This window comes from Marmoricola sp. RAF53 (genome assembly GCF_052114005.1).
Lineage (GTDB): Bacteria > Actinomycetota > Actinomycetes > Propionibacteriales > Nocardioidaceae > Marmoricola.
In genome coordinates this window covers 1-12229 of record NZ_JBFRDX010000012.1, presented here as the reverse complement: position 1 = coordinate 12229, position 12229 = coordinate 1, and the positions used below count along the sequence as shown (strand labels likewise).

The 12229-nt window shown below is 72.4% G+C and carries 9 protein-coding genes; 7 read left to right on the top strand and 2 right to left on the bottom strand.

Annotated features, from left to right (window positions below):
• Positions 1-116: 116 nt before the first annotated feature.
• Complete coding sequence (locus AB4Y76_RS12180; RefSeq protein WP_441925567.1) at positions 117-2609, top strand: hypothetical protein; 2493 nt, start codon at positions 117-119, stop codon at positions 2607-2609.
• A 38-nt stretch (positions 2610-2647) separates the two neighbouring features.
• Here AB4Y76_RS12180 and AB4Y76_RS12175 read toward each other — a convergent pair whose 3' ends face one another.
• Both AB4Y76_RS12175 and kstD read right to left on the bottom strand, forming a co-directional pair.
• Positions 2648-3532, bottom strand: coding sequence for a MaoC/PaaZ C-terminal domain-containing protein (locus AB4Y76_RS12175; protein ID WP_441925565.1), 885 nt, complete (start codon positions 3530-3532; stop codon positions 2648-2650).
• A 1-nt stretch (position 3533) separates the two neighbouring features.
• Positions 3534-5210 (bottom strand): 3-oxosteroid 1-dehydrogenase, encoded by a 1677-nt coding sequence (kstD, locus tag AB4Y76_RS12170; protein ID WP_441925563.1) that lies wholly within the window; start codon positions 5208-5210, stop codon positions 3534-3536.
• 35 nt (positions 5211-5245) lie between these two features.
• On the opposite strand from kstD, the gene AB4Y76_RS12165 reads away from it, so the two are divergent.
• From AB4Y76_RS12165 to AB4Y76_RS12140, 6 genes are all read left to right on the top strand, one after another.
• Positions 5246-6070: a 2-keto-4-pentenoate hydratase gene (locus AB4Y76_RS12165; protein ID WP_441925561.1), complete on the top strand. Its 825-nt coding sequence runs from the start codon at positions 5246-5248 to the stop codon at positions 6068-6070.
• A 7-nt stretch (positions 6071-6077) separates the two neighbouring features.
• The gene (locus AB4Y76_RS12160; RefSeq protein ID WP_441925559.1) at positions 6078-6998 is read left to right on the top strand and encodes an acetaldehyde dehydrogenase (acetylating); all 921 of its coding nucleotides are present in this window, start codon (positions 6078-6080) and stop codon (positions 6996-6998) included.
• Between the two features lies 1 nt (position 6999).
• Positions 7000-8097: a 4-hydroxy-2-oxovalerate aldolase gene (dmpG, locus tag AB4Y76_RS12155; RefSeq protein WP_441925557.1), complete on the top strand. Its 1098-nt coding sequence runs from the start codon at positions 7000-7002 to the stop codon at positions 8095-8097.
• A 52-nt stretch (positions 8098-8149) separates the two neighbouring features.
• A complete protein-coding gene (locus AB4Y76_RS12150; protein WP_441925555.1) occupies positions 8150-10744 on the top strand; it encodes a LuxR C-terminal-related transcriptional regulator in 2595 nt (864 codons plus the stop codon).
• A 179-nt stretch (positions 10745-10923) separates the two neighbouring features.
• On the top strand, positions 10924-11667 hold the full coding sequence (locus AB4Y76_RS12145; protein ID WP_441925553.1) for a matrixin family metalloprotease: 744 nt from the start codon (positions 10924-10926) through the stop codon (positions 11665-11667).
• 86 nt (positions 11668-11753) lie between these two features.
• On the top strand, positions 11754-12229 hold a 476-nt coding region (locus tag AB4Y76_RS12140; protein ID WP_441925551.1), incomplete at its 3' end, for a hypothetical protein.

Sequence of the window (12229 nt, the reverse complement as noted above, 5' to 3'; positions counted from 1 at the left end):
GGACCAAGGTCCCCAGTTCGGCGGAACGGCTCAGGTACCGCTCCGGAGTGCCGATTCGCCGTGTGCTCGGCGCACGGACGCGCCGGGGTAACTCGTTGCCACGGAAGGTGACGCCCATGACCCTGCGCGGGTACGTAGACCGGCGTTTGCTCATCGCCCTCGTGATCAGCCTCGGCGCCGCCGCGCTGACCACGGCCCAACCCTGGACGCAGGTGAGCCGTGCCGAGGCCGCGTGCGCGCAGGCGCGGCCGATCCGGGTAGGGGACAGCGTCGCCTGCATGCACTCCGACGAGGCGCCCGCGGGCGTCGACGTGCACGCGCGGCCCTCGACCGGCGAGCTGAGGGCCCGGCCCGGCGCCGGCGTCGCGGCGTACCAGGCCGCGCAGGAGCTCGGCGTGCCGGCGACCCAGGTCGCCACCACGGCCACCGACCCGACCGTCCCGTGCGACGGCGACGGCACCTCCGGCTACCGGCTGCAGGGCATGTACGTCGTCGAGGCCGGCAAGACCAATCGGTACGCCGACCTGAAGGCGTCCCTGCAGCGCTGGGCCGCCGGCGCCGACGACGTCGTGAACCGGTCGGCGGCGCTGACCGGCGGCGTGCGGCACCTGCGGTACGTGACCGAGGCCGGGGGCGGCGGCTGCGTCGCGTCGATCCTGAACGTGACCGTGCCCGCCGGCTCGATGGCCTCGTTCTCCTCGACGGTCGCGGCGGTGCAGGCCCTCGGCTACACCGCGGCCGGCCGCAAGTACGTGATGTGGACCGACGCGACCGTGCTCTGCGGCGTGGCCAGCATGTACACCAACGACGGCGCCACCCAGGCGAACCCGAACAACGGCGCCTACGCCCAGTACGCCCGCATCGACGCCGGCTGCTGGGGCCTGGGCAACGGCACCAGCGAGCACTCGGTGGAGGCCCACGAGATCCTGCACACCCTCGGTGGCGTGCAGAACACCGCGCCGCACTCGACGAACGCCGGCCACTGCTGGGACGAGTCGGACACGATGTGCTACGCCGACGGCGGCAACCACGCGATGGTGCAGGTCTGCCCGACCGAGCGGGAGTTCTTCTTCGACTGCAACAACGACGACTACTTCTCGACGTACCCGGACCCGGGCGGCTACCTCTCCTCGCACTGGAACGCCGCCGACTCCCGCTTCCTCCTCGGCGGCGGCGACGGCAGCGGCGGCGGCAGCCTCGGCGCGCCGACCGTCCTCGGGGCCACCATCGCGGTGAACAACCCGGCTGTGCCCGGCCTGCCGACCCAGGCCGCCGTGACGCCGTCGCTGCCGACCGGCCGTACCGTCGCCAAGATCGTCTGGTCCTCGAAGCGGACCGACTGCACGTTCGCGTCGCCGGGTGAGGTCCAGTCGACCGTGACCTGCAACGCGAGCGCGACCGGGTCCACCACGGTCACCGCGGTGATCACCGACTCCAGCGGAGCCACCAAGACGGTGAGCAGCCCGCTCACCTTCGCCACCGGCACCGCCCGTCCGGTCACGGTCGGGCTGACCGTGGCCGGCCAGACCGGCGCGACCCCGTCGGTCTGCACCGCGGCGTCGTTCCCGGTCCAGGCGAAGGTGGTCGACACCGCCAGCGGTCTCGCGGTCAAGGGGGTCGCAGTGCCGCTGACGAAGCAGGCGTCGACGGCGACCACCGCGGCCTCGGCCGGCACCGTGACCACCGGCGGCGAGGGCACCGGCACGGTGAACCAGTCGGTCAGCGTGGCGACGACCTACACCGCGAAGACGGCCGCGAGCGTCGTGTACGCCGCGGCCCCGACGGTGACCCGGGTGGCCACCCCCGGGGTGTGCGCCCCGGTGCTGACCGCGGCCAAGGACACGGCGTCGACGTACTACGGCGACCCGGTCACGGTGACCGGCCGGCTGACCCGGACCGTGAGCGGGGTCGAGGTCCCGGTCGTCGGCGCGAGCCTCCCGGTGAAGCTGACCAGCGTCTCCGGGACGGTCACCAAGGTGACCGTGCTCGGCAACGCGGTCGTCGGTGCGAACGGCAGCTTCGCGCTGGCGGTGAAGCCGACGGCGACCGGCACGCTCAGCGTCGAGCTCGCGGCCGCTCCCGGGTACGTCGCGACGAAGGTCGACCTGGGCACCGTGACGGTGCTGGTCCCCGAGACCGACCTGACAGCCGCGGTCGACCGGACCGACGTCGGCTACGGGAACCCGGTGACGCTGACCGGCAAGCTGGAGCGGGTCGCCGGGAGCGGGCGGACCCCGCTGGTGGGCTCGACGGTGACGGCGAAGGTCACCGCCGCCGGCAAGGTGACCGTCGTCGGCACCGGCAAGGTCACGGCGACCGGCGTGTGGACGATCGTGGTCCCGCTCAAGGTGAGCGGCACCCTCACCGCCGGGTACGCCGGCGCCGCCGGCCAGCCCGCCGACGAGGTCGGCCTGGGAACGGTCACGGCCGGCACCTGGACCACCGCCGTCGCCGCCACGGCCTCGGCCACCCACGTCGCGCTCAAGGGCTCGTTCGTGCTCAGCGGATCGGTCTCGAAGACCTACGCGGGGTCGACGGTGCCGGCCGGTGCGATCAAGGCCTCGGTCTACTTCACGGCGACCGGGACCAGCAGCCTGAGGACGCGCTAGAGCGCGTCCTCAGGCACACGACCCGGTCAGGCGCGGTCTCAGGCCTTGGTGAGCACGCAGTCGGCGAGCACCGGGGCGCCGTCGCGCTCCGCGCGGGGAGAGGCGATCGTGGCCGAGACGACGATGCTGCCGCCTTCGTCCCAGGCCTGGACCCGGATGGTCTCGCCCGGGAACACGACGCCGGCGAACCGAGCGCTGAAGCCGCCGACCTTGGCGGCGTCGCCGCCGAGGAGCTCGTCGGTCACCGTGCGCAGCACGATGCCGTAGGAGCAGAGGCCGTGCAGGATCGGGGCCGGGAAGCCGGCGCCCTGCGCGAAGGCGGGGTCGGCGTGCAGCGGGTTCCGGTCGCCGCACAGCCGGTAGAGCATCGCCTGCTGCGGGGTGACGTCGTAGCTCGTGTCGACGTCCGGCTTGCGCTCGGGCACCTCGACGGCCGTCGCGTCGCCGCGGTCACCGCCCCAGCCGCCCTCGCCCTTGACGAACATCGAGGACCGCACGGTCCACAGCTCGTTGCCTTCGGCGTCGCGGGCGGTGCCCTCCTGCCAGATCACGGCGGCCTTGCCCTTGTCCCAGATCTCGCTGATCCGGCGCGACAGCGTCGCGGTGCCGGCCGTGGGGAGCGGGCCGGTGACCCGGATCTCCTGGGCGCCGTGGACGATGTTCGCCAGGTCCAGCTCGCAGCCCGGCAGGTCCAGCGGCGGCGGGTCGGTCTCGTGGAACGTCGGCACCACGATGCCGAAGGACGGCAGCACCTGGAGGTTCGCGTCGTCCAGCGTGTAGCGCAGCGCGCCCGGGTCGAGGTTGTCGCCCGGACGGGAGCCGGCGCCGATGCCCAGGTGGTAGAGCAGCACGTCGCTCTCGGTCCAGCTGAACGTCACGTCGCCGAGGTCGGCGCCGAGGGCGATGTCGGGGTTGATCGGCATGTCAGGCAGCGCCCTTTCCGTCGGCGTTCTTCGCGATGTCCTCGGCGGCCAGGTACCCGAAGGTGATGGCGGGGCCGATGGTGGCGCCGGGACCGGCGTAGGTGTTGCCCATCACGGCGGACGAGCAGTTGCCGGCGGCGTACAGGCCCTCGATGACCGAGCCGTCGGCGCGCAGCACCCGGGCCCGCTCGTCGGTGACCAGGCCGCCCTTGGTGCCGAGGTCGCCGGGGACGATCTTCACGGCGTAGAAGGGCGCGTGGTCGATCGCGCCGAGCGACGGGTTCGGCTTCACCGTGTGGTCGGAGTAGTACTTGTCGTAGGCGCTCTCGCCGCGGTGGAAGTCCTCGTCGACGCCGGTCGCGGCGAAGCCGTTGAACCGCTCGACCGTCGCCGCCAGTTCCTCGACCGGGACGTCGATCTTGGCGGCCAGCTCCTCGACGGTGCCGGCCTTGTGGATCACGCCCTCCTTGAGCCAGCGGCCCGGGAAGGGCTGCCGCGGGCCGAGGCCGGCGAACAGGTACCGGTTGCGGTAGCGCTGGTCGATGATCATCCAGGAGGGGACGTGGGTGACGCCGGTGGCCTCGCCCTTGTAGATCTCGTGGGTGGCCTCGACGTAGGGGAGGGCCTCGTTCATGTAGCGCTTGCCGGCCTGGTTCACGATGATCGAGCCGGGCAGGTTGCGCTCGGACAGGCAGAACCACGGGCCGTTCGGCAGCGGGATGGTCGGGCCCCACCAGGCGTCGTCCATCAGGTCGGTCTCGGCGCCGGCGGCGATGCCGGCGAGGATGCCGCCGCCCTCGTTGGTCGCCGCGCCGGTGGTCCAGTCGACCGAGGTCGGCTGCGGCTGGTACTTCTCGCGCATCTCCAGGTTCTTCTCGAACCCGCCGCTGCCCAGGATGACGCCCTTCGTGGCGCGGAGGACCTGCTCCTGGCCGTTCTGGAGCACTCTCACGCCGACGACGCGGCCGTTCTCGATCACCAGGTCGGTGAGCTCGGTCTCGTACTCGACCGGGACACCGGCGTCGACCAGGCCCTGGCGCAGGCCGATCGCGATGGCGTTGCCCATCGCGTACATCTTCTTGCCGAGCAGCAGCGTGAGCAGCCGCATCAGGGTGGCCTTGATCAGCGTGAGCGGGCCCTTGATGGTGCGCATGCCGAGGCTGATCTTGCGGTAGTCGGCCTGGGTGATGATCAGGTTGGCCGGCGCCTTGCCGTACGGCGGGTGCAGCCGGTCGAGCTCGTCGCCGAGGAACTTCGCGTTGATCGGCACCGGCTCGACGGTGCGGCCGCGCGGGCGTCCACCGGGGGCCTCGGGCAGGTAGTCGGCGTACTCGGGGACCCACTTGAAGCGCACCGGCGTGTTCGCCTTGAGGAATTCCATCACCTCGGGACCGCGGTCGAGGTAGGTGTCGCGGCGGACCTTGGGGACCACGTCGCCGACGATGGAGTCGAGGTACAGCTTCGAGGCCGCCTCGTCGCCGGGATCGACCTGGCCGGCGGCCTTGATCGCGTAGTTGCCGGGGATCCAGACGCCGCCGCCGGAACGTGCGGTCGAGCCGCCGAAGTAGGCGGACTTCTCGATCAGGACGGTGTCCAGGCCCTGGCGGGCGGCGGCGAGCGCGGCGGTCATCCCGGCGCCACCGGCGCCGACCACGACCACATCGTAGGAGGCCTTCATGGCACAAAACTGTAACAGGTTCTAGTATGGGTGTCGTGAACACACACGATGCCATCGCGGCTGCCGTCGACCGGCTCGCCCAGGCCCAGTCGACCCGGGTGCCGTGCGCTCCGGTCCGGGACCTGATCGGCACCGACGACCTGCCCGCAGCGTACGCCGTGCAGCAGGGCCTCGTGCAGGCCCGGATCGCCGGCGGGGCGACCGTCGTCGGGCGCAAGATCGGGGCCACGTCGAAGGCCGTGCAGGACCAGCTGGGCGTGGACCAGCCCGACTTCGGCTACCTGCTCGACGACATGGACGTCTCCTACGGCGCCGCCGCCGACGGACGCCCGATCTCGATGGCCACCCTGGTGCAGCCCCGCGTCGAGGCCGAGGTCGCCTTCCGGCTCGGCAAGGACATCGACGTCCCGGAGGACGAGATCACCCTCGAGCTGGTCCGCGACGCCGTCGAGGTGGCGCTCCCGGCGCTCGAGATCGTCGACTCCCGGATCGCCGACTGGAACATCGAGTTCACCGACACCGTGGCCGACAACGCCTCCAGCGGGCTCTTCGTGATCGGCACCGACGCGCAGCCGCTGGCCGGCCCCGGACTCGCGGGCTGCGAGCCGGTCGGCGTGGTCATGGAGCTGAGCATCAACGACGAGGTCCGCTCCTCCGGCAACGGCGCCGCCTGCCTGGGCGACCCGCTCGAGGCGCTGCGCTGGCTCGCCGTCCAGTCCGCCCGCTTCGGCGACCCGCTCCGCGCGGGCCAGCTGATCCTGTCCGGGGCCCTGGGCCCGTTCGTGCCGTTCGCCCCGGGGGACCGGGTCGTGGCATCCATCAGCGGGTTCGCCCCGCTGGCCGTTGTTTTCGAGGAGTAGGAGCACCATGACCAAGAAGCTGACCGCCGCGATCGTCGGCCCCGGCAACATCGGCACCGACCTGATGTACAAGCTGATGCGCAGCGACGTCATCGAGCCGCGCTGGATGATCGGCGTGGACCCGGCCAGCCCGGGCCTGGAGCGGGCCGCGAACGAGGGCCTGGTCGCGAGCGCCGAGGGCGTCGACTGGCTGCTCAAGCAGGACGAGCTGCCGGACTTCATCTTCGAGGCGACCAGCGCCTACGTGCACCGCGAGTACGCCCCGCGCTACGCCGAGGCCGGCATCAAGGCCGTCGACCTCACCCCGGCCGCGGTCGGGCCCGCCTGCATCCCGGCGGTGAACGGCGACGAGCACGCGACCGCCGAGAACGTCAACATGATCACCTGCGGCGGCCAGGCGACCATCCCGATGGTGGCCGCGGTCTCCCGCGTCACCCCGGTCTCGTACGCCGAGATCGTCGCCTCGGTGGCCTCGCTGAGCGCCGGCCCGGGCACGCGGCAGAACATCGACGAGTTCACCCGGACCACGGCCAAGGGCGTGGAGACGATCGGCGGTGCCCAGCAGGGCAAGGCGATCATCATCCTGAACCCGGCCGAGCCGCCGATGATCATGCGCGACACGATCTTCTGCGCGGTCGGCCCGGACATCGGTCAGTCGGGCCGGGACGCCATCTCTGAGTCGGTGCACCGGATGGTGGCCGCGGTCCAGGACTACGTCCCGGGCTACCGGCTGCTCCAGGAGCCGCAGTTCGACGACCCGAGCGAGGCGACCCGCGGCGCGACGAAGGTCTCGATCTTCATCGAGGTCGAGGGCGCGGGCGACTTCCTGCCGCCGTACTCGGGCAACCTCGACATCATGACCGCCGCCGCGACCCGCGCCGGCGAAGGTATGGCCCGGGCGATCCTGGCCGCGAAGGGCGGTAACTGACATGAGCATCGCTGGGAGCACCATTTCAGGGGCAGCTGGCCCCAACGCCCTGACCCGCGCCTGGCGGGACACCGACCCGACGTCCGACCTGGACATCCGGCTCACCGACACCTGCCTGCGCGACGGCTCGCACCACAAGCGGCACCAGTTCAGCCGCGAGGAGGTGCGCTCGATCATCGCCGCCCTCGACGAGGCGGGGGTCCCGGTCCTCGAGGTCACCCACGGTGACGGCCTGGGCGGGTCGAGCTTCAACTACGGCTTCTCCGCCACCCCGGAGCAGGAGCTGATCAAGATCGCGGCCGAGACCGCGAAGAACGCCAAGATCGCCTTCCTGATGCTCCCGGGCGTGGGCACCAAGGACGACATCCTGATGGCGCAGGACAACGGCGGTTCGATCTGCCGGATCGCGACGCACTGCACCGAGGCGGACGTCTCCGAGCAGCACTTCCGGCTGGCCCGCGAGCGCGGCCTGGAGACCGTCGGCTTCCTGATGATGAGCCACACCCAGCCTCCCGAGGTGCTCGCGAAGCAGGCCCGCATCATGGTCGACTCCGGCTGCCAGTGCGTGTACGTCGTCGACTCGGCCGGCGCGCTGATCCTGGAGGGCGTCTCCGACCGGGTCGCCGCCGTCGTCGCCGAGATCGGCCACGAGGCCACCGTCGGCTTCCACGGCCACGAGAACCTCGACCTCGGCGCCGGCAACACCGTGATGGCGGTCCGCGCGGGCGCGACCCAGATCGACGGCTCGGTACGCCGCTTCGGCGCCGGCGCCGGCAACACGCCGCTGGACGCCTTCGTCGGCATCTGCGACAAGCTCGGCTGGAAGACCGGCGTGGACTTCATGAAGATCATCGACGCCTCCGAGGACGTGGTCCGCCCGGCGATGCCGGAGGAGTGCCGCCTGGACCGGATGACGATGATGATGGGCTACGCCGGCGTCTACTCGTCCTTCCTCAAGCACGCGGGCAACGCCGCGGAGCGCTACGGCGTCTCCGGCGCACGGATCCTTGCCGAGGCCGGCAAGCGCAAGCTGATCGGTGGCCAGGAGGACCAGCTCATCGACATCGCGCTGCGTCTGAAGGCCGAGCAGGAGGGCTGACTCTCCCGGGGAGCCCTTGCGGCCTCACCCGCGCAGCGGCGACGCTGTCCGGGTGAGGGTGGAGCACCCGCAGTGCCTGGCAGCGGCCGAGAAGTGGCTGGAGGCCGATGTCGGTGTGCTCGTCACCGGCGACGTCGGCTGCGGCCGTTCGACGGTGCTGGCCGAGCTGGGCCGCCGGGCGGCGAGCCGCGGCGTGCACGTGCTCACCCTGCGCGGTGCCGCCGCCACCCGGGACACCCCGCTCGCCGCGTTCGCGCTGCACCCGCTCCGGGTGGCGCCGCGTTCCGGCGACCGGGTCTCGGTCGGTGAGGTGCGCGACCACTTCCTCGAGGAGCTCCGCGGCCGCCGCAACCTGCTGGTGATCGACGACGTCGACCTGGTGGACCTGGCCTCGCTGGCCGTGATCGAGAGCCTGGTCGAGATGTCCGGCTGCGGGCTGCTCTGCTCGGTCCGGCTCGGTGTCCCCAACGGCCCCTGGCGGGGGCTGGAGGTCGGTGGCCAGCCGCTGGCGCGCGTCCCGGTGGAGACGATCGGGCTGCGCGGCGCGGCCGCGATCCTCGAGGACCACCTCGACGGTGCCGTCGACATCTCGCTGATCGCGTCCCTGACCGCCTGGTCCGGCGGCAACGCCCGGGCGGTGCTGTCGCTCGCCGACGCTGCCGTGTGGTCCGGCGCGGCCACCCGGGTCGACGGCGTCTGGACCGAGGTGTCGCCGCTCGAGGACGTGCCGCACAGCCTGATCGCCGACACCTTCTGCGCCGAGCTGGAGCCCGAGGAGGTCGCGGCCCTGGAGGCGCTCGCCTGGTTCGGCCCGCTGGAGCTCGCGCACGCGCGCCGGCTCGCCGGGAGCAGGCTGATGCAGCGGCTGATGACGCTCGAGCGGGTGGTCACCTTCCGGACCCGGGGCGGGCAGACCGTGCTCGCCGCGGTCGCGCCGCCGTGTCTGGCGCACGCGGTGCGCACCGGGATGAACGTGGTGCGCCGCGAGGAGCTGATGGAGCAGTTCAGCGCGACGTTCGAGGGGCCCGCGACACCGCAGCTGCCGCAGTGGTGGGCCGGGACGCACCCGCACTTCTGGGCCGACGGCGAGCCGCAGCAGGACCCCGTGGACGAGCCGATCCCGGTGGTCGCCCAGCGGCTCGCCGCGCAGACGGTGCTGCGCCGGGACGCCTGGCGCACGTCGCCGAGCGTCGCCACCGCCTCTCCGCTGCTGGAGTCGCTGATGAACAGCGCGCCGCCGACCGAGGAGGTGGACGCGATCTTCGCCGGCACCCCCCTCGACGAGGACGAGGATCTCTTCGCGACGGTCGAGTTCGTGGTGAAGCAGGCCCGCTGGGTCGCCTTCCGGGAGTCGGACATCGACGCCGGGGTGGCGATCCTGGAAGCCTTCCGCGACCGGGCCGGGCCGTACGCCGCGCTGCTGCGTGCCCAGGTGCTCGCCTTCGAGTGCGCCCGCCGCGGGCCGGCGGAGCTGATGGCGGCCGCGGCCGACTTCCCGTTGGAGCCGGCCCGCGAGAACGTCTGGTACGTCCTCCTGCTCGGCGGGCTGCTGATGGAGACCGGACGCCCCGGCGAGGTGCTGCAGATCCTGCACGAGTGGGACCTGGACCTCGACCAGGACGCCGGCTCGGTGACCGACCAGCTCCGGACGATGCGCGCCGACGCGCTGCTGCTCGACGGTCAGGTGGAGGAGGCGCTGGCGTACTCGCAGGAGTGCCTGACCGCCGCCTACGACCGGCTGGACCCGCTCGGGATCCGGATGCACTCGCGGGGGGTGGCGACCGCGCTGATGTTCCTCGGCGACGTCGACGGCGCCTGGCAGGTGCTCAGCACGGTGCTGCGGCTCGGCCCGCCGGGGCCGGTCAACGTCTCGTACTACCAACGGATCCTGTCGATGGCGGCGGTGCTCCGGGCCCGGCAGGGTGACGTCAACCTCGCCTTCGGGCTGATCAACCAGCTCAAGGGGCTGCCGCAGGTCTTCCCGCTGGTGCTCGACGCGATGGCGCCGTGGGCCGAGGCGGAGCTGCTCCGCGCCCAGGGGCGGACCCAGGAGGGGGTCCAGCTGCTCTGGGACGCCGGGATCCGGCGTCGCGACCTCGGCTTCGCGGGATCGGCCGTGCTCTGCTGGCTGCTGCGGGCCGAGCCGTGCACGTCCGAGGAGCTCGCCGAGCTGAAGGCGGCGTGGGAAGGAGCGCCGATCCCGCTGTTCGCCCCGATCGTCGACCTCCACACCGACCTGGTCGACGGAGACGCCGACCAGGTCCTCGACGCGCTCGTGCGGACCGGTCCGGTCCTCGGGCGGTGGCTGATCGGCCGTGCACTGGAGGTCGTCGCCGAGCGCCGGGCGGCCGCCGGGCTGGAACCGCTCAGCCGGAGCGAGCTGCTGGAGCGCTGGGGCCCGGCGATCGCGGCCGAGGCGTCGGCGGTCGGACTCGTCACCGACGAGGCCTCGTCGCTGAGCGAGCGCGAGCTCGAGGTGGCGCTGCTCGCCCGCTCCGGGCTGAGCAACCGGGAGATCGCGAACCGGCTGTACCTGAGCGTGCGCACGGTCGAGAACCACATGTACCGCACGCTGCGGAAGCTGGGCCTGGCGAGCAGGGCCGATCTGGCCGGCGAGTGGGACCCGGAGGGCACCACCGCGGTCTGACCCGGGCCACTCAGCGGTGTCCGTGCGGCACTCAACCCGGCGACCGCGCCCCCGGTGGCCGGGGGCACGCCCCCTACGCAGGGCGCCGCGATCGCGCTGAGCAGTACCCGTCCTGCCGTTTCCTCGGAGGACGGCCGGACCTCCCGGTCGCCCGACGCCCCCGTGAGGACCGAGGAACCATGAAGCTCGCACGCCCCCTGCTCCCCGCTGTCGCTGCCGTCCTGCTGACGGCCGGACTCGGCAGCACCGCGGCCGAGGCAGCGCCGGAGGTCCACGACGCCGCTCCCGACCCGGTCTACGCCGGTCCTGCTGCGGCTGCCGGCACCGCCGCCGCGGCGCACGCGGGCGGATCCGGGCTCTTCGGGGCGCGCTGGAACCCCTGCCAGCCGATCACCTACCGGGTGAACCCGCGCGGCGGGTACGCCGGTTCCGTCGGCGACGTCCGGCGCGCCTTCGAGCAGGTGGGCGCGGCCACCGGGATCCGCTTCGTCTACCGGGGCACGTCGAACGGGATCGCGTTCCGCGGCACCCAGGACCGGCGCGCCGACATCCTCGTCTCCTGGGCCACGCCGCGGCAGGTCCCGGGGCTGCGCGGTCCGGTCGCCGGGCTCGCCAGCTCGTCGTACGCGAAGCTCGGCACGGGGGTCCACGAGAACGTCCAGGGGCGGATCGCGCTGGACCGGACCGCTCGGCTGCGGCACGGCTTCCCGCGCTCGGGCGCCACCTCGTGGGGCCAGGTCTACCTGCACGAGATCGGGCACGTGATGGGCCTGGACCACGTCGGCCGGCGCAACCAGGTGATGTACCCGGTCGTCGGGCCGGCGAACCACCGCTTCGGCGCCGGCGACCTCCGCCGGCTGCGGCAGGTCGGCCGCTCCGCCGGTTGCATCTCCGCCAGCGCCCGGACGGCCGCGTTCCGCTGAGCCGACCCCGACCGCCCGCTCAGGGCGGCAGAACACCTGCCGATCAGTTGACCGGGTTCGAAGCCCCCACCACGAAGGACTCCTCCATGCGCACCACCCTCAAGCTCGCTCTCGTCGCCGCGGTCGCCAGTACCTCGGTGCTGGTCCCGGCCGTCGGCGCCTCCGCGGCCACGAGCGCGTCGCCCACGAACTCGGCGTACGCCGCCGCGGTTCTGAAGGACAGCCCGTCGGCGTTCCTGCAGGGTCTCAACGACGTGACCGGCAAGACCGCCAACGGCACCGTGGTCGGCGGCTCGACCGCGACCAAGCTGCCCAACGGCGACCCCGCCCTGGCCTTCAACGGCAACGGCCAGTACGCCCAGTTCTCCGACAACAAGGCCTTCGAGGTCGACAACACCGGCGTGCTGACCGCGGAGTACTGGATGCGCCCCGACGCCCTGGAGTTCTCCAAGCTGGAGGGCTCGGGCTACGTCTACACGATGGGCAAGGGCGGCTCGAACCAGCACGAGTGGTACACCCGGATGTACTCCAAGACCAACCAGGAGAACCGCCCCAACCGGAT